This window comes from Bradyrhizobium sp. 21 (assembly GCF_023073335.1).
Classification (GTDB): Bacteria; Pseudomonadota; Alphaproteobacteria; order Rhizobiales; family Xanthobacteraceae; genus Bradyrhizobium.
In genome coordinates, this window is the sequence record NZ_JADPJG010000008.1 from 104,656 (window position 1) to 121,551 (window position 16,896).

Sequence of the window (16,896 nt, forward strand, 5' to 3'; positions counted from 1 at the left end):
CTCCAGATCCGGCTGACCGATCGTATCGCCTTCGCACTGCCGCCGGCCCGCGCCACGCGCTACAAGGCGCTGCCGCGCACCGAAAAGCTCCTGCTCGGCATCCGGCCCGAGCATCTCACCGAGGCCCACGCGCATCTGGGGCCGGGCGTCGAGACCTTCGACACCGTGCTCGACGTCACCGAGCCGATGGGCATGGAGACCCTGGTCTATTTCGGGCTCGAGGGTACGCCCGTCTGCGGCCGTGTCGATCCCAATGCCGGCGCTACCGACGGGGCTCCCATGCGTTTGGCGATGGACCTCAACAATATGCACCTGCTAAACGAAGAGACCGGCGTCGTGTTGTAAGGCCGGTCCAAGAAAACGCGAGCCGGCAGGGAGCGATGGCGACCAACAAGAAGAAGATTTTCGTTACACAAACTTTGTCGCAAGGGGCGCGCGCCCTCCTCACCCAGCGGGACGATATCGAGCTCGTCGAGTTTCCGAACCTGATCTCGGCGAAGGATTTCGAGGCGCTGCTCAAGAGCCACGCGCCGGTCCATGGCGTGGCGCTCGGCGCGACCGCCTTCGGTGAGACCGAGCTCGAGGCGTCCGGGGACATGAAGGTGGTGACGCGGATCGGCGTCGGCTACGACGCCGTCGACGTGCCCGCCCTCTCTCGCCGCAGGGTCCCGCTGATGGTCGCAGGGAGCGCGAACTCGCCCTCGGTCGCAGAGCAGGCGCTTTTCATGATGCTGACACTGGCAAAACGCGCGCAGGAGATGCACGCCTGCGTCAAGGACGGCAAATGGGCGGACAGGCTCGCCATGCTGCCGTTCGATCTCTACGGCAAGACCGTGCTGATCATCGGCTTCGGCCGCATCGGCACCCGCACCGCCAGGCGCTGCCTGGCGATGGACATGAACGTGCAGGTTTACGATCCCTACAAGCCTGCCGCCGAGATCAAGGCCGCCGGCTGCGAGCCGGTCGCCAATCTCGACGCCGCATTGCCCAACGCCGACTTCGTCACCATCCACTGCCCGAAGACGCCGGAGACGGTCGGCCTGTTCGATGCTGACAGGATCGGCCGGATGAAGCCGAAATCCTATCTCATCAACACCGCACGCGGCGGCATCGTGAAGGAGGCGGCGCTGTACGACGCGCTCGTCTCCGGCAAGCTCGCCGGCGCCGGCATCGACGTGTTTGAGGTGGAGCCACCGCCGGTCAGCAACGCGCTGTTCGCGTTGCCCAACGTCATCATGGCTCCCCACGTTGCCGGCGTCACCGTCGAGGCGGTGATCCGCATGAGCGAGCAGACCGCGCGCAACATCCTGAGTGTGCTGGACGGCGATCCCATCCGGCAGAACATCATCAACCAGGATGTCCTGGGCTGAGCTGACCTCCGGGGCGGGCGGCCAATCCGCCCGCCTTCGGAACGCCAGAATGCGTCCCATTTTGGTGCAGATCGAGCCCAAACTCAGCCTTAATCAAACGCGCGTAATAAGCTTGGCCGCGGCGGCAGTGGGACAGACTTGCCGGCCGCGTCGAGCTGGAGGATGGACCTTGTCAGAGATCGACCCGACCGACCAAACACTGGCGGCCATTGCCAGCATGCTGGAGCACCCCGAGCCCGTCCTCGTCGTCCGCGACACCGAAACGGAAGCGGTGGCGACCGATGACGATTCGGTCGGCGAGGCGCCTCAAGCTGCCGACGAGCATCCGGTGGTCGAGGAGCAGCCGCTGGTGCCGGAGCACACCGACGCCGACGGCTACAGCAAGGTCGGCCCCGGGCCAATGGTGGCGATCCGCCTGAAATGGACGGTCCACCGCGGCGACGACGGCCAGTACTACGTGCACGAGACCATCGGCGAGCAGTCCGCGCCCGTGATCAGCGGCCCGATGACCAGCGAGGCCGCGGTGCATTTCGTCGACGCGCACGCGGACGAGGCGCATCGGCGCTTCGAAGAGCTGCGCAGCGAGATCGCCGGCCGCAGTTCGCTCGCCGATTACGAGCGCAAGGGCGAAGCCTAGGGATTATTCCTCGAGAATGATCTCTTCGGAAAACACTGCACAGTTTTCCCGATCATGCTCTATCTCCGTCCGAGATAATCCTTCTTCACGAGCTCGACGCCTGCGTGCCGCAGCAGGTCGTAGGACGTCGTCACGTGAAAGAAGAACTGGGGGACGCTGAACGTCAGCAGCAGCGTCCGCCCGGTGAACGGCAACTCGGTGCCGTTCTTCAGCCTGAAGAACACATTCCGTTCCGACGCGGCGTCGATTTCCGCGCGCGGCAGGCTTTCGATGAACTCGATTGAGGTCGCAATGCGCGCCTGAATTCCGGCCATGTCGTGCTCCAGCACTGGCAACGTCACCGGCTCGCGCTCGGCCAGCAAGGCCGGGGCGACCGTGGCATGGCGGCAGGCCTCGCCGATCTGCTGCGCCAGATCGTACATGTTCGGCGCCATGCGCATGCCGAGCAGGACAGCCGGATTGAACTTGCGGGTCTCCGCATAGGCGACGCCCTTGTCGAGCAGTGCGGACAGGTTGCGCAAATAGGGCACGAAGAGGCCGACCGAGGCCTCGTACATCGAGATCGTCACTTCAAAATTCCCTTCAATTCCGTCTCGCCAGCGACTGGCATCTGGTTTAAATCCACCCTCGAGCTGGATAATGACAGCTCGAGCATGGGTGGAAAAGACATGATCGTTCGAATGACCGTTCGAATCGTAGCGGCTTTGGCCGTGGTCCTGCTGGCAAATCTTTCGGCCCACGCACAGCAGGCGGCGCCCTCGCGCCTCGACGAGATCGTCAAGCGCGGCACTTTGCGCGTCGGCATGACCGGCGACTACAAGCCCTTCACCTATCTGGACAAGGCCACGCAGCAGTTCAGCGGCTTCGACGTCGACATGGCGGAGGCGCTCGGCAAGGCGCTCGGCGTCAAGGTCGAATTCGTGCCAACGGCCTGGCCGAAGCTGATGAAGGATTTCGAGGCCGATCAGTTCGACGTCGCGATGGGCGGCGTCTCGGTCACGCTCGACCGGCAGAAGAAGGGCTTCTTCTCCACGCCGATCATGCGCGAGGGCAAGACGCCGATCGCGCGCTGTGCCGATGTCGGCAAATACCAGAGCATCACCGACATCGACAAGAAGGGCACCCGCGTGATCGTCAATCCCGGCGGCACCAACGAGCGCTTCGCGCGTGCCAACATCAAGGACGCCGACATCACCGTCTTCCCCGACAACACCGTGATCTTCGACGAGATCGCCAAGGGCAATGCCGATCTGATGATGACGGACGCCTCCGAAACCCGCTACCAGCAGAAGCAGCATCAGGGCGTGCTCTGCGCGGTGCATCCCGAAAAACCGTTCGACTTCTCCGAGAAAGCCTACTGGCTCCAGCGCGACACGGCGCTGAAGGCCTTCGTCGACCAGTGGCTGCACATCTCCATGGAAGACGGCAGCTATCGGAATATCTACGCCGCATGGTTCGACTAGGGCGACCTTAAATCGCTTGCCCCGTCAAACTTTGGACCGGCTCCCGGCGTATTGAACCGGTAACGGCTGGAGGACGACTCATACGGACAACAGTGATCTAGATCACTTTTTGCGGTCGAGCCGGGGCGTAAGCCCCGGTGCGGGGACCACCTTTCAGGAGACGGAAATGAGGAAGCTGTTGGCCACGGCCGCATTCCTTTTGTTGGCAAGCACCGCTGCGCAAGCGCAGTACACCTTCGATTATGGCGGGCGGACCATCCGGATCGATCCCGACCGCGGCACGGTGTCGATCCCCGGCGTCTACGACAACACCGGCCAGGGCAAGGCGAAGAAGGCCAGGACCGACCCCAAGACCGACGCCAAGGGAACTCCGAAAGCGGACCCGCAGGCCCCGCAACAAGCCAAGGCTGATCCGCAGCCGCCGGCCAGCAATCCCGCGCCGGCACCCGTCCTACCGCCTGCGGCGGCCGAGCAGGCCCCGGTCCAAGCTCCCGTGGCCGTGGCGCCTCCGGCGCCGCCGTCCACCACGGCTAACATTGCTCCGGCCGAAGAGGCGCTTGTGCCGCCGCCTCAGCCGGCCCCAAGCGCTGCCCCAACGGCGGCCGCAGTCCCGCCCGCCCCGCCTCCGCCGCCAGCCCCGACTGTCGCAGCCGCGCCGCCGGCGCCGTCTTCGCCTCCCGTTCCCGCGCCTGCGCCTGCCCCCGTTCAGTCGGCTGCCGTCGCGCCGCCGGCCCCCGCAGCCGCGGCCACGCGCGATCTCAATTCACCGCTCGGCGTCTGGCTCACCGAGGAGAAGGAAGGCAAGGTCCGGATCGAGCAATGCGGCAGCAATCTCTGCGGCTATTCGGTCGATTCGAAATCGAACCAGAACGGCGAGCAGGTCCTGATCAACATGAAGCCCGGCAAGGACCAGAACAAGGACCCAAAATGGTCCGGCCGTATCCTCGATCCGAACTCCGGCTCGACCTACGATTCAACTATCGCGCTGAAAGGCACCGATCGCCTGCGCGTGCAGGGCTGCGCCTTCGGCGGCATGTTCTGCGGCGGCCAGACCTGGACGCGCGTGAACTGACTTCCGGCGACACTTTGACCGAGACAAAGGGGCCCGCAACGCGGGCCCTTTTGCTTTTGCCCCAAAATCGACCGCGAAGTGCGCCACGTCACAGAGCCCGTCGCGCGCGTGACAGCCCTCACATCGCGGGTTCCGCGTCCGTGACACGATCCCCGCATGATCAACCCAAGGGGCGTGTCATGAACGGATTTCGCAAGGCTCTCTTCGCCACAATCATCGTCATCGCGTTGCCGGCCGCGCAGGCCAGCGCCAGCACTTTCGACGGCGCATGGAATGTCCGCATCTCATCGTCGAGCGAGACCTGCGGTAACGGCTCGACCGTCGCGATCGGCATCAACAACGGTCAGATCGCCTCGAGCAGTGCAATGGTCTCGGCGTCGGGCCGTGTCGCCGATGCCGGCAGCATCAACGTCACCCTGAGCACCGGCATCAAGCGCGCTGTCGGCTTCGGCCGGCTCAGCGGCACGTCAGGCTCCGGCACCTGGCGCGGCACCATGTGCACGGGCACGTGGACCGCTGAACGGATGTGAGGTTTCGTATCCCGGACGCGGTGCAGCGTGTAACGCTGCGCCGCTGAGCCGGGACCCAGCAGTTTTCGTGGTCCCAACTCTCTGGGTCCCGGATCGGCAACGCATCGCCTTACGGCGATGCGTCTTGTCCGAGACACGACAGGGTTAACCCAACGGCGCGCTGTAGTCCGCGTCCGTCACCGGCTCCAGCCAGGTCGAGTAGACGCCATCGAGCGCTTCCTGCATGGCGATATGGGTCATGCCATTGGTCGGCGATGCCCCGTGCCAGTGCAACTCGCCCGGCGGAATCCAGACGGTGTCGCCGGGGCGGATTTCCCTGACAGGCTCGCCCTTGGTCTGCACGAGTCCGACGCCGGAAATCACATAGAGCGTCTGCCCGAGCGGATGATGATGCCAGTTGGTGCGCGCACCCGGCTCGAACGAGACGCGCGAGCAGTTCAGCCGCGCTGGTGCAGGCGCCATGATCACGGGGTCCTGCCACACGGTGCCGGTGAAGTTTTCCTTGGGCGCGCGGCGGGTCGGCCGCATGCCTGCAACAGTGATCTCCATTGGATTTACCTCGTTTCCTTCCCGATTACTTCTTGCTTGCGGCGTAGCGCGCCTTGGTCTCGGCGTTCATGGGATAGAGGCCAGGGAGCACCGCGCCGTTGTTCACCTCGTTGACGATCCAGGCTTCCATCCGCTCCTGCTCGACACCCTCATTGAGCACGTGTTCGAGCATCGCCTGCGGGATCAGGACGCAGCCGTCCTGGTCGGCGACCACGATGTCGTTCGGGAACACCGCAACGCCGCCGCAGCCGATCGGCTCGCCCCAGCCGACGAAGGTCAGGCCCGCAACCGACGGCGGCGCGGCATAGCCGTCGCACCACACCGGCAGGTTGGTACCGAGCACGCCCTCGACGTCACGCACGACGCCGTCGGTGACGAGTGCGGTGACGCCGCGCTTCATCATGCGCGCGCAGAGGATGTCGCCGAAGATGCCGGCATCGGTGATGCCCATGGCATCGACCACGGCGATGCAGCCCTCCGGCATCGCCTCGATGGCGGTGCGGGTCGAGATCGGCGACGACCAGGATTCCGGCGTCGCCAGATCCTCGCGCGCCGGCACGAAGCGCAGCGTGAAGGCCGGTCCCACCAGCCGCGGCAGACCCGGGCGCAGCGGACGGGCGCCGCGCATCCAGATGTTGCGCAGGCCCTTCTTCAGCAGGACCGTGGTGATGGTGGCAGTGGTGATGCCGGCGAGGGTCTTGCGGGCTTCGGGGGACAGCGACATGGAAACAGACAAGCTCCGGATGGGCGGGAAAGAAGGCGCGCATCTTGCGAGGCGCGGGCGTGCCGTCAAGGGCCAAGAAGGCAGCAATAATGCAGGGCCGCAGGTCTGTTATGCGGCGCGATAACAAAGCGTTATCGCACGACCCTGCATTAATTTATTGGACTTGCGGGCGCATTTACGCGAAGCAAGGCGACGCGGAACTCAAGGATGAGCCCGCGTGTCTTCAGAAGCCCGATTCCGACAGCCTGATCTCGACACCCAATGGCCGCGACGCTTCCCCCGCCCCGCCTTCTGCCCAGTGGCGACAGCGCCGTCACGGTCGAGTTCAGCCGCACCATCGATGACGAGGCCAACCAGCGCGTGCTGGCCCTCGACAAGGCACTCGCGGCAAGCCCCATCGATGGCATCACGGAGTCCGTGCCGACCTATCGCTCGCTGCTGGTGCATTACGACCCCGGCAGGATCGGCTTCGAGCCGCTCGGCGAAAAGCTGCTCGCGCTCGCCAGCCAACCGCTGCCGCCGGCCGCCAAGACGCGCCGCTGGCGCATCCCCGTCGCGTATGGCGGCGAGCACGGCATTGATCTCGAGGATGTCGCGAAGGCGCTGAACACCACGCCCGACGACATCGTCGCCCGCCATGTCGCCGGCGACTACAAGGTTGCCATGATCGGCTTCACGCCGGGCTGGTCCTATCTCAGTGGCCTGGACAAATCCCTGCAAATGTCGCGGCGACAGAATCCGCGGCTGCTGACGCCTGCCGGCACAATCTCGATCGGCGGCATCCAGGCCGGAATCCAGTGCCTGGCCGCTCCGAGCGGCTGGCATCTGCTCGGCCGCACCCCGGTGCGGACCTATCAGCTCCACCGCAATCCGACCTTCCTCACCGAACCCGGTGATCGCGTGACGTTTTTCGCCATCGACCACAAGACGTTCGAGGAACAGGACCGCGCCGCCGAGGCCGGCGAGATCGTCGCCCAGCAGGTGGTCGCATGAGCCGGCTCGTGATCGCCAGCATCGGGCCTGCAAGCTCCGTTCAGGACGGCGGGCGCCACGGCGCGCAACGCTATGGCCTGACGGTCAGCGGGGCGATGGACCGGCTGGCGCTGGCCGCAGCGAACACGCTAGTCGGCAACGCGCCGTTCGCAGCCGCTGTCGAGATCGGTCCGTTCGGCGCCTCGTTCACCGCGCGCGACGGCGCCGTACGCGTGGCAATTTCGGGCGCCCCGCGCAATGCGGACATCGCCGGACGCGCGGTCGCCATCGACACGTCGATGACTCTGAAGGACGGCGAGACGCTGACGCTCGGCTTCGCCCGCGGCGGCGCGTTCACCTATCTGGCGATCGAAGGCGGCATCAAGGGCGAGCCCGTGTTCGGCAGTCTCGCGGTGAATGCCCGTGCCGGGCTCGGCAGCCCCTACCCGCGCCCGCTTCAGGCCGACGATGAATTCACGGTCGACGCCGCGAGCGGTGCGCCCGAGCAGCGGATCGAATTGCCGAAGCCATCGACCGGTCCGATCCGCGTCCTGCTGGGCCCACAGGACGACGAGTTCGACGACGCCAACAAGGCGCTGTTCCTCGACAGCGAGTGGAAGATCTCGGCCACCTCCGACCGCATGGGCTACCGGCTCGAAGGCCCCGCGATCAAGCATCTGCACGGCCACAACATCGTCTCCGACGGCACGGTCAATGGTAGCATCCAGGTGCCCGGCAACGGCGCGCCGATCGCGCTGATGATGGATCGCGGCACCTCTGGCGGTTATCCCAAGATCGCAACCGTGATCACGGCCGACGTCGGCCGCCTCGCGCAGACCTCGGCGGGAACCGCGTTCCGCTTCCTGGAGGTCACCATGGCCGAGGCGCAGGACGAGGCGCGCAAGTTCGCGCAAGCCATCCGGAACCTGTCCGATCGCCTGCGCTCCTCCGACACCGTCGAACTCAACGTCGAGGCGCTCAGCGATGCCAACGTCGCGGGCTATGCGGTGAGCGCCGTCGATGCCGGGACCTGGCAGGTCACCGCGGAGCCGTAAGGGACAACAAGATCAGAGGCGGAGAGCACCTATGGAGACCATCGATCTCAATTGCGACCTCGGCGAAGGTTTTGGCGCGTGGGAGATGGGCAACGACGCCGCGATGATCGAGCTCGCAAGCTCGGTCAACGTCGCCTGCGGCTTCCACGCCGGCGACCCTGATATCATGCGCCGGACGGTCGATCTGGCGAAGGCGCGGGGCGTCTCGGTCGGCGCCCATCCCGGCTATCGCGACCTGCACGGTTTTGGCCGGCATCCAATCGCGGGCCTGAAAGCGTCCGAGATCGAGAACCTCGTCGCCTACCAGATCGGCGCATTGCAGGCGATCGCGACGGCGGCCGGCCACAAGGTGACCCATGTGAAGGCGCATGGCGCGCTCTCCAACGTCGCCTGCGAGGACGACATGACGGCCAAGGCCATCGCCGCCGGCATCAAGGCGGTCGACCCCGGCCTGATCTTCGTCGTGCTCGCCAATTCAAAACTGGTGAAGGCCGGCGAAGACGCCAATTTGCCGATGGTGCACGAGGTATTCGCCGACCGCGCCTATGAGGACGACGGCAATCTCGTCTCGCGCAAGAAGCCAGGCGCCGTGCTGCACGATGCCAAGGCGATCGCCGATCGCGTGGTGCGCATGGTGCAGGACGGCGCGGTGGTCTCGGTAACAGGCAAGGTCATCAAGATGCGCACCGACACGGTCTGCATCCATGGCGACACTCACGGCGCCGTCGAGATCGCGCGGACCTTGCGTCAGGCTCTGAAGGATGCGGGGATCGAGGTCGCGCCGTTCAAGCGCGGGGCGTGATCAGAACGGATGCACCGACAGCGTACCGAACACGATCGCGGCGATGACCGCGAAGGCGCTGTAGAGCCCAACATGGTGCATGCTCGCCCCGGTCCGACGCGAGAGCGAGCGCGCGTAGAAGTGCAGCCTGGCTTCCGCCGATAGTTCGCGCATGGTCGATCTCCAACGCCCCATTTGCGGGATTATGAACGATCAACCCGGGTGGCGGGCAAGATACCCGCAGAAATAGCGATGAGGGTTCTCCCCAACGGCCCCATCGCAGGCGCAAATTCTCTTCGCCCTCGGGTTCCGAGAATCTTATTCGTTAAACTCTGAGCCGATTTGAAGCTACCCGGGGGGCAAAGCATGGCGCCTCACTCTCCCTCAGACAAAAAAGTCGAAAACACCCCCCTGCAAAGTAGCCGAACATCGCGGAAGCGACCTGATCTGACCGGATTCGTGAACAGACAGACCTAAGAATCAGGCGCCACGGACAACCAACGAGCTGCCGCATCCGCACTATCTTCGGGCACCGTGTTGAACGCGATCGGGGTGTTGGGCGCGCCCTTGCGCACCGCATTGATGATGGCCTCGAGCAGAAAGAGGTTCTTTGGCGGAAGCCGAACCCCAGCCCCAATCACCACGCAATCATATGTCGTGGCGCTCAGTCGCCGCGCGACAGCGGGAGCTGCTGTAGCGTCGCGTTCAATCAGGCAAGCCTCCGCTTGCCAACCTCGGTCAGTCATCTGCCTCAAGCCCAGATCGATGGCAGCCTGGATTTTCGTCGCATTCATGTTTGGTGGCAGAGCGGGATCCGAATAGTCTACCGCTTCGGGCTTCAGGCCCACCAACAACACTCTCGTCATGCCAGTTTCCCCTCAAGTCCATCTCGTGTGGTTCACGGCCCGACTTGAGGGGCCGCGTGAACGGTCCGCGCCACCACGGCGACTTGCTCCATGGCCGAGCCGAAGCTTTGCGCCTCAGCGCGGATCGTGTCGATGTCCGTGATGCCAATGAAGCCCAGGATCTGCCTCAGATAAGGCACCAGCATATCATACCCCGCCATCGGGCTGCTCGAATAGCCGATTCCACGGTCGGCAATCCATTGCCACGACCACAACGCAGCAGGGCAGGCCCTGACGCGAGCAGAGTTAGTAGACGTCAGCCTGGAAGCGGCCGGTCTTCTTGAGCTCGGCGACAAAACTGACGGCTTCGTCGGTCGACCGGGCCCCGAACTGGGCGACGATGTCGACCAGCGCGCGCTCGACGTCCTTGGCCATGCGCTTGGCATCGCCGCAGATGTAGAGATGCGCGCCTTCGGCGAGCCACGTCCACACTTCGCGGCCGACCTCGCGCATGCGGTCCTGCACGTAGAACTTCTTCTCGCCGTCGCGCGACCAGGCCAGCGACATGCGCGTAAGCAGACCCGAGGTCTTCATCGCGTTGAGCTCGTCCTGATAGAAGAAGTCGCAATCGCTGCGCTGGTGGCCGAAGAACAACCAGTTCTTGCCGGGCGCGCCGGTCGCCTTGCGGTCGAACAGGAAGGCGCGGAACGGCGCGATGCCGGTGCCGGGGCCGATCATGATGATCGGCGTCTTCGGATCCTGCGGCAGGCCGAAGCCGTGCGCCTTCTGGACATAGACCTTCAGCTTGTCGCCTTCGTTGATGCGCTCGCCGAGGAAGGTCGAGGCGACGCCGATACGCTTGCGCTTGCCGATGACGTAGCGCACGGAATCGATCGTCAGCGAAAGCTTTCCGGGCGTCGCATTGTGCGAGGACGAAATCGAATAGAGCCGCGGCTGAAGCGGCTCGAGCGCCTCGACGAAGGCTTCGGGATGCGGCCGCGTGCCGGAAAACTTCTGCAACGCCGCCATGACGTCGAGGGTGGCGGCATCGCCGTCGGGATCCTCGCCCTGCGCCAGCGCCCGCGCCTTCTCGCGCTGGGCACCGCCGGTGATGAAGGAGAGCAGCTCGAACAACGTGTCGGGCGCCGGCGACAGCGAGACGTCGTCGGTCAATACCTCGCGCAGCGTCTTGCCGTTGACCTTGGTGGTGTGGGAGGCGCCGAGCAACGCGATGATCTGGTCGACGAGGCCGAGCTCGTTGCGCGCGAACACACCGAAGGAGTCCCCGACGACATAGTCGAGCTTGCTCTCGGAGAGATCGAACTCGACGTGATAGGTCTCCTTCTCGGAGGCGCCCTTGTTGAGCAGGCGCCGCGACAGGAAAGTTGCCGCGACCGGGTTGTCGCGCGAGCGGCCGGGCTCGGCGATCGTCACTGTGACCGCGGGGGCTGCCACCGCGTCCTGCTTGTCGGACGCCTTGGCCGCCGGCGTCTTGTCCAGATCTTCGTACAGCGACTTCAGCATCCGCGCGGTTTCCTTGCCGCCGGGGACGCAGAGGTTGAGCCGCGCTTCACTGCGGCCCGCGATCGCCTCCGCATAGTCGTTGCAATTATAGCCGCACTGGCCGCAATCCTGCTGTGCCATCGCCGCCATCATCTTGCGGCGCACGGGACGGCCTTCGGCCAGCTTCATCCGATCGGCAATCGGCATGGTCTGGTCATGCCATGGCGCTTCGCCGTCGTCGCCATCGCCTTGCATGATGGAAGCGCCCTGCTCCGCCGACAGCGGCGCTGCGGCATCGGGCGACAGCAGCCCGGCAAAGAAGCCGTTCAGCCAGGAACGCTGCGCATCGGAGAACGGGGCGCTGGCGGGAATGATGTCGAGTTTCGGCGGAGGACTGATCTGGTTCATGCGGACACCTGTGCATCGGCAAGCTTGCGCAGCGTCTCGCCGTCATGCCGGCGCGCAAAGGACAGGAAGGTTTCGTCGGGAGACGCGCGATGGGCGATATAGGCCTTGAGCAGTCCCTCGACAGTCTTCGGCGCATCTTCGGCCTTGAGGTCGTGATAGACCTCCTGCCCGACGTCTGCGTCAGGGCCGAACCCGCCGCCGGTAAAGAGATGATAGCCCTCCACCGTGTCCTCTTCGTTCACGGGGACGCGCGCCCCGATCAGGCCAATGTCGCTGATGTAATGCTGCGCGCAGGAATGGTGACAGCCGGTCACGTGGATATTGAGCGGCTTGTCCATCTCGACGCGCGGCTCGCACCAGTCGCCGATCTCCGCGGCGTGGCGCTTGGTATTCGAGGCGGCGAAGCGGCAGCCGGCATTGCCGGTGCAGGCAATCAGGCCGGCGCGGATGTGCGACGCCTCAACCGCGAGCCCGATCTGCTTGATCGCCGCAATCGCGAGCTCGACATTCTCGTCGCGCACGCCCGGGATCAACAGGTTCTGCCAGACGGTCAGGCGAATGTCGCCGTCGCCGAGGTCCCGCGCGACCTTGGCAAGGCCCCGCATCTGATCGCTGGTGATCTTGCCGAGCGGCAGCGACACACCGATCCAGTTCAAGCCGTCCTGCTTCTGCCTGTGTACGCCGATATGCGCCATGCGGTCCGACGCCGGCCGCGGCACGAACGCCTCTTCCGGCACGCGCACGAACGGTTTCTTGATCTGCTCTTCGACGAGCTTGAGGAAGCCGTCATGGCCCATGGCGTCGAGCACATATTTCAGCCGCGCCTTGTTGCGGTTGGTGCGGTCTCCGTGCTCGATGAACACCCGCACGATGGCGTCGGCAACGGCGGTGGCCTCTTCCGGCTTGACGACGATGCCGGAATATTTCGCAAAGTCCTTGTGGCCCGTGATGCCGCCGAGGCCGAGGCGGAACCAGACACCGGGCTCGGCGCCGAAACCGTCCTTCACCTCGAAGGCTGTGAATGCGATGTCGTTGGTCTCCTCGAGCACGGCGATCCTGCCGGCACCATCGAAGGCGACGTTGAACTTGCGCGGCAATCCGTAGAGCGAGCGATCGTTCAGGATGTGGTAGTGCCACTCGCGCGCATAGGGCCGCGTGTCGATCAGCTCCTGCGGATCGATGCCCGCCGTCGGCGTCCCCGTCACGTTGCGGATGTTGTCGGCGCCGGAGCCGCGCGAGGACAGGCCGAGGTCCTGGATGCCCTCGATCAGTTTTATCGCGTTCTTCGGCGGGATTTCGCGAAGCTGCAGATTGGCGCGCGTCGTGGCGTGGCTGTAAGGCCCGCACGTTTCATCGGCGAGATCGGCAAGGCCGGACAGCTGCCAGTGCTTCATGATGCCGTTCGGAATGCGCAGGCGGCACATGTAGGAGTCCTGCGTCGGCGCGACATAGAAGATGCCGTAATAGCGCCAGCGGAAATTGTCCGCGGGGCTCGGCGGCGCGTTGTCGAGCGCCTGCTGGCGCAGCCGCGGATAGGCGTCGAAGGGATGCTCGTCGCGCTTGACCTTCTCCTGGTCGGCGAGCTTCTTGCCCGCAGCGATGACCTTGTCCTGCGCCTTGATGTGCACGGCATCGGGGCCGGTGGGCTCGGCGCTCGCCTTGCCAGCGCCGCCACCGAGACCGCGGCCGACCCGGCTGATCTGCAAACCGGTCGTGAAGCCTTCGAGATAGCGTTTCTGCTCGTCGGTAAAGTCGACTGATAGCGTATCGATTTTCATGGTCGGTAACGAAGCTCCTGCAGCCACCTCAGTGGTATCGACGGATAAGTGCACGACCCGCGAGAAGCTCGGCTGGCTCAAGAGCCGGCTCTGCACCCAACGGTCCGGTCAGCTTCGTTGCTGCGGGACTTGGCTCACCAGACATCTGTGACAGGGTAGCCGCAGTGCAACATACAAGTTGCGTGCCAGCTTGGGCGTAATGAAAATATGTGCAATATCAATTGATTATTGATGTTCCCGGAACATCATGGTCCCGGAACTCTCACGAATTTCGAGCAGTCGGCTTAAAATTTAGACGCCGATCCCGGATGCCTAAAAACGTTGCCGGCCCCGAATCATGCCTTCCAGCGGCTGACTTCGAAGGCTTCGAGGTGCCCTCGAATGTTGCCAGGATCGAAGGCGGGGCCTGCGAACGCTCCAAACGCCGCGGGAGCTTCGATAGGCTGTCGCTGTCCCAGAGCAGCGTCGTAGAGGTCGGGTCTGAACACGGCCATCGCCGTCCTGACGCCATCCGGCGTCAGCGCGGTCTGCCCCCAACGCACCATCTGCGCATAGAGCCACGCCGCCTGAACCGGATCAGGGCGCCCCGCCCCTTCACGTCCAACTAGAAGGTAGCGGCCGCTTTCGCGGAACGTGCCATCTGGCGAGATCTTCAGGCGTCCGGTGAGGGTGCGCTGGATGACTTCGGCATCGACGCCGATCCGTTCCGGTTGTGCCAGGATCTGCGCCGCCTCGGTCCGGTTCGCCGGATCCTCGATGAACTCGGCGCCCTTGACCGCCGCACGAACGAGCGCAGCAACCACCTCCGGATTCTTGTCGGCCCAGGCTTGGCGAACCGCCAAAACCTTCTCCGCCGCACGGTCGAGGATGTCGGAAACGAAATGCAGGATGTGGCCGATGCCGAGGTCGACAGCGATCGAATTCCAGGGCGCGCCGACGCAGAACGCATCGACATGGCCATTGGCGAGGCTGTCGACCATGTAGGGCGGCGGCAGCACCACCAGCCGCACGTCCTCGTCAGGATCGACACTGGCCGCCGCCATCCAGAACCGCAGCTGGTAATTGTGGGTCGAGAACGGGAAGGTCATGCCGAAGGTCAGTGGATCGGCGCCTGCCTTGCGCCGCTTGGCAACGACCTTCGCCAGTGCCTTCGCAGTGGCGAGCGGATCGAAGCGGTCGCCGTCGATCTCCTCCATCAGCGCGGCATGAAGCGCCGGCGAGACCGTGATCGCGTTGCCGTTGATGCCGAGATTGAAGGGCGCCGCGATCGGCACCTTGACGTGGCCGAGCCCGAGCGAGGATGCGATCGCAACCGGCGCCAGCAGATGCGCGGCGTCGAACAGGCCGATATTGAGCTTGTCGCGGACGTTGGACCAGGAGACCTCGCGCACCAGCTCGATCTCGAGCCCTTCGGCCGCGGCAAATCCCTTGTCGACGGCGACGATCAGCGCTGCGGCGTCGACCAGCGGGATGAACCCTATGCGGAGCGGTCCAGTCATTTCAGCATCTCCGACGCGGTGATGATCGACTGGGCGATCTCGCCGATTTTCTTCTTCTCGCGCATCGCGGTCGAGCGCAGCAGCACATAGGCCTCATCCTCGGTGAGGCCTTTCACCTTCATCAGGATGCCCTTGGCGCGCTCGATGACCTTGCGGTCCTCGAGCTGCGATTTGGTGCGCTCCAGCTCCTCCTGGAGTTTTGCGAAGGCATTGAAGCGCGACACGCAGAGGTCGAGGATCGGCTTCATGCGCTCCTTCTTCAGCCCATCGACGATGTAGGCGGAGACTCCCGCCTCCACGGAGGCCTGGATCGAGGATGAATCGCTCTGGTCCACGAACATCGCAATCGGCCGCTTCACGGCGCGGCTGACCTGGAACATGGCTTCCAGCACGTCGCGGCTGGGGTTTTCCAGGTCGATCACGATGATGTCGGGATCGACCGCATAAATACGGGCGAGCAGGCTCTGCATCTCACGGATATGGACGATCTGCGTGAATCCGGCCTCCCGCAACCCTTCCTCGAGGATCGCAGCCCGGATCGGGCTTTCGTCGACGATCACGATTTTCGGCGACTGTTCGGCGCTCATTATCTCACTCACCACCGGTGATTCATCCATAGCACGGCCGGGTGCCATGCAAAGGGTTGTAATTATGGGCAATTGGGACTAGCTCAGGCCGATCAATCAGGCAGATTTTTTGGATATGGAACAGGCGGCTGCGCCCAAGGTCAGCTTCGTGTCGCTCGGGTGCCCCAAGGCTTTGGTGGATTCCGAGCGCATCATCACGCGCCTGCGCGCCGAGGGCTACGAGCTCGCCCGCAAGCATGACGGGGCCGACATCGTCATCGTCAACACCTGCGGCTTCCTCGACAGCGCCAAGCAGGAATCGCTCTCGGCGATCGGCGAGGCCATGGCCGAGAACGGCAAGGTGATCGTGACCGGCTGCATGGGCGCCGAGCCCGAACAGATCGAGCAGGCCTATCCCGGCGTGCTCTCCATCACCGGCCCGCAGCAATACGAGAGCGTGCTCGACGCCGTGCATCGCGCGCTGCCGCCGGCGCACAATCCGCATCTCGATCTGGTGCCGCCGCAGGGCATCAAGCTGACCCCGCGGCACTATGCCTATTTGAAGATTTCCGAGGGCTGCAACAACCGCTGCACCTTCTGCATCATCCCGAAATTGCGCGGCGACCTGGTCTCGCGTCCGGCCAATGACGTGCTGCGCGAAGCCGAACGTCTGGTTGATGCCGGCGTGAAGGAATTGCTGGTCATCTCGCAGGACACCTCGGCCTATGGCGTCGATCTCAAATATGCCGAGAGCCCGTGGAAGGATCGCCAGGTCCGCGCCAGATTCCTCGATCTCGCGCGCGAGCTCGGCGAGCTCGGGGCCTGGGTCCGGCTGCAATATGTCTACCCCTACCCGCATGTCGACGAGGTCATCGCGCTGATGAATGAGGGCAAGGTGCTGCCCTATCTCGACATCCCGTTCCAGCATGCGAGCCCTGAGGTGCTGAAGGCGATGAAACGGCCGGCGGCGCAGGACAAGACGCTGACGCGCATCAAGCGCTGGCGCGAGCAATGTCCCGATCTCGCCTTGCGCTCGACCTTCATCGTCGGCTTCCCCGGCGAGACCGATGCCGATTTCGCCTATCTGCTCGACTGGCTCGACGAGGCCGAGATCGATCGGCTCGGCTGCTTCAAATACGAGCCG

General features: G+C 64.5%; 20 protein-coding genes. 10 read left to right on the top strand and 10 right to left on the bottom strand.

Going from position 1 to position 16,896, the window contains the following annotated elements; translation table 11 throughout:
• The 3 genes from IVB31_RS12365 to IVB31_RS12375 all read left to right on the top strand — a co-directional run.
• Positions 1 to 345: TOBE domain-containing protein (locus tag IVB31_RS12365; protein WP_346730865.1), on the top strand; the 345-nt coding region annotated here is incomplete at its 5' end.
• A 35-nt stretch (positions 346 to 380) separates the two neighbouring features.
• Positions 381 to 1,370, top strand: a complete 990-nt coding sequence (locus tag IVB31_RS12370) for a hydroxyacid dehydrogenase (protein WP_247322343.1) — start codon at positions 381 to 383, stop codon at positions 1,368 to 1,370.
• A 169-nt stretch (positions 1,371 to 1,539) separates the two neighbouring features.
• Positions 1,540 to 2,007, top strand: a complete 468-nt coding sequence (locus tag IVB31_RS12375) for a hypothetical protein (RefSeq protein WP_247322350.1) — start codon at positions 1,540 to 1,542, stop codon at positions 2,005 to 2,007.
• Between the two features lie 59 nt (positions 2,008 to 2,066).
• Here IVB31_RS12375 and IVB31_RS12380 read toward each other — a convergent pair whose 3' ends face one another.
• A complete protein-coding gene (locus tag IVB31_RS12380) occupies positions 2,067 to 2,564 on the bottom strand; it encodes a DUF1993 domain-containing protein (protein WP_247322662.1) in 498 nt (165 codons plus the stop codon).
• A 123-nt stretch (positions 2,565 to 2,687) separates the two neighbouring features.
• On the opposite strand from IVB31_RS12380, the gene IVB31_RS12385 reads away from it, so the two are divergent.
• The 3 genes from IVB31_RS12385 to IVB31_RS12395 all read left to right on the top strand — a co-directional run bounded on the left by IVB31_RS12385 (position 2,688) and on the right by IVB31_RS12395 (position 5,072).
• Positions 2,688 to 3,470 (top strand): transporter substrate-binding domain-containing protein, encoded by a 783-nt coding sequence (locus IVB31_RS12385; protein WP_247322353.1) that lies wholly within the window; start codon positions 2,688 to 2,690, stop codon positions 3,468 to 3,470.
• Positions 3,471 to 3,636: 166 nt separating this feature from the next.
• Complete coding sequence (locus IVB31_RS12390; RefSeq protein ID WP_247322355.1) at positions 3,637 to 4,542, top strand: DUF2147 domain-containing protein; 906 nt, start codon at positions 3,637 to 3,639, stop codon at positions 4,540 to 4,542.
• 179 nt (positions 4,543 to 4,721) lie between these two features.
• The gene (locus IVB31_RS12395) at positions 4,722 to 5,072 is read left to right on the top strand and encodes a hypothetical protein (RefSeq protein ID WP_247322357.1); all 351 of its coding nucleotides are present in this window, start codon (positions 4,722 to 4,724) and stop codon (positions 5,070 to 5,072) included.
• Positions 5,073 to 5,216: 144 nt separating this feature from the next.
• Here the strand turns inward: IVB31_RS12395 and IVB31_RS12400 are convergent, their stop codons facing one another.
• The gene (locus IVB31_RS12400) at positions 5,217 to 5,621 is read right to left on the bottom strand and encodes a cupin domain-containing protein (protein WP_247322359.1); all 405 of its coding nucleotides are present in this window, start codon (positions 5,619 to 5,621) and stop codon (positions 5,217 to 5,219) included.
• Positions 5,622 to 5,646: 25 nt separating this feature from the next.
• On the bottom strand, positions 5,647 to 6,345 hold the full coding sequence (locus tag IVB31_RS12405; RefSeq protein WP_007590912.1) for a ribonuclease activity regulator RraA: 699 nt from the start codon (positions 6,343 to 6,345) through the stop codon (positions 5,647 to 5,649).
• A gap of 261 nt (positions 6,346 to 6,606) precedes the next feature.
• On the opposite strand from IVB31_RS12405, the gene pxpB reads away from it, so the two are divergent.
• Genes pxpB through IVB31_RS12420 form a run of 3 tightly spaced genes read left to right on the top strand, consistent with a single transcriptional unit; the run spans position 6,607 to position 9,174 of the window.
• Positions 6,607 to 7,338, top strand: a complete 732-nt coding sequence (gene pxpB, locus IVB31_RS12410; RefSeq protein ID WP_247322362.1) for a 5-oxoprolinase subunit PxpB — start codon at positions 6,607 to 6,609, stop codon at positions 7,336 to 7,338.
• Entirely contained in the window at positions 7,335 to 8,372 is a 1,038-nt protein-coding gene (locus tag IVB31_RS12415; protein WP_247322364.1) for a biotin-dependent carboxyltransferase family protein, read from the top strand. The genes pxpB and IVB31_RS12415 overlap by 4 nt, the downstream gene beginning before the upstream one ends.
• A gap of 31 nt (positions 8,373 to 8,403) precedes the next feature.
• Complete coding sequence (locus IVB31_RS12420) at positions 8,404 to 9,174, top strand: 5-oxoprolinase subunit PxpA (protein ID WP_247322366.1); 771 nt, start codon at positions 8,404 to 8,406, stop codon at positions 9,172 to 9,174.
• Here the strand turns inward: IVB31_RS12420 and IVB31_RS12425 are convergent, their stop codons facing one another.
• The 7 genes from IVB31_RS12425 to IVB31_RS12455 form a co-directional block, all read right to left on the bottom strand.
• Entirely contained in the window at positions 9,175 to 9,327 is a 153-nt protein-coding gene (locus IVB31_RS12425) for a hypothetical protein (RefSeq protein WP_014495196.1), read from the bottom strand.
• A gap of 299 nt (positions 9,328 to 9,626) precedes the next feature.
• Positions 9,627 to 10,019, bottom strand: a complete 393-nt coding sequence (locus tag IVB31_RS12430; RefSeq protein ID WP_247322368.1) for a hypothetical protein — start codon at positions 10,017 to 10,019, stop codon at positions 9,627 to 9,629.
• Between the two features lie 32 nt (positions 10,020 to 10,051).
• On the bottom strand, positions 10,052 to 10,219 hold the full coding sequence (locus IVB31_RS12435) for an NAD(P)H-dependent oxidoreductase (protein ID WP_247322370.1): 168 nt from the start codon (positions 10,217 to 10,219) through the stop codon (positions 10,052 to 10,054).
• Positions 10,220 to 10,304: 85 nt separating this feature from the next.
• Positions 10,305 to 11,909: a sulfite reductase subunit alpha gene (locus tag IVB31_RS12440; RefSeq protein ID WP_247322372.1), complete on the bottom strand. Its 1,605-nt coding sequence runs from the start codon at positions 11,907 to 11,909 to the stop codon at positions 10,305 to 10,307.
• A complete protein-coding gene (locus tag IVB31_RS12445) occupies positions 11,906 to 13,687 on the bottom strand; it encodes a NirA family protein (RefSeq protein WP_247322374.1) in 1,782 nt (593 codons plus the stop codon). Before IVB31_RS12445 ends, IVB31_RS12440 begins: the two co-directional genes overlap by 4 nt.
• Before the next feature lie 335 nt (positions 13,688 to 14,022).
• Positions 14,023 to 15,186: a CmpA/NrtA family ABC transporter substrate-binding protein gene (locus IVB31_RS12450; RefSeq protein WP_247322376.1), complete on the bottom strand. Its 1,164-nt coding sequence runs from the start codon at positions 15,184 to 15,186 to the stop codon at positions 14,023 to 14,025.
• Positions 15,183 to 15,773: an ANTAR domain-containing protein gene (locus IVB31_RS12455; RefSeq protein ID WP_247322378.1), complete on the bottom strand. Its 591-nt coding sequence runs from the start codon at positions 15,771 to 15,773 to the stop codon at positions 15,183 to 15,185. The genes IVB31_RS12450 and IVB31_RS12455 overlap by 4 nt, the downstream gene beginning before the upstream one ends.
• A gap of 115 nt (positions 15,774 to 15,888) precedes the next feature.
• Between IVB31_RS12455 and rimO the strand changes: the two genes are divergently transcribed.
• Positions 15,889 to 16,896, top strand: a 1,008-nt coding sequence (gene rimO / locus IVB31_RS12460) for a 30S ribosomal protein S12 methylthiotransferase RimO (RefSeq protein ID WP_247322380.1), incomplete at its 3' end; no start/stop codon positions are given.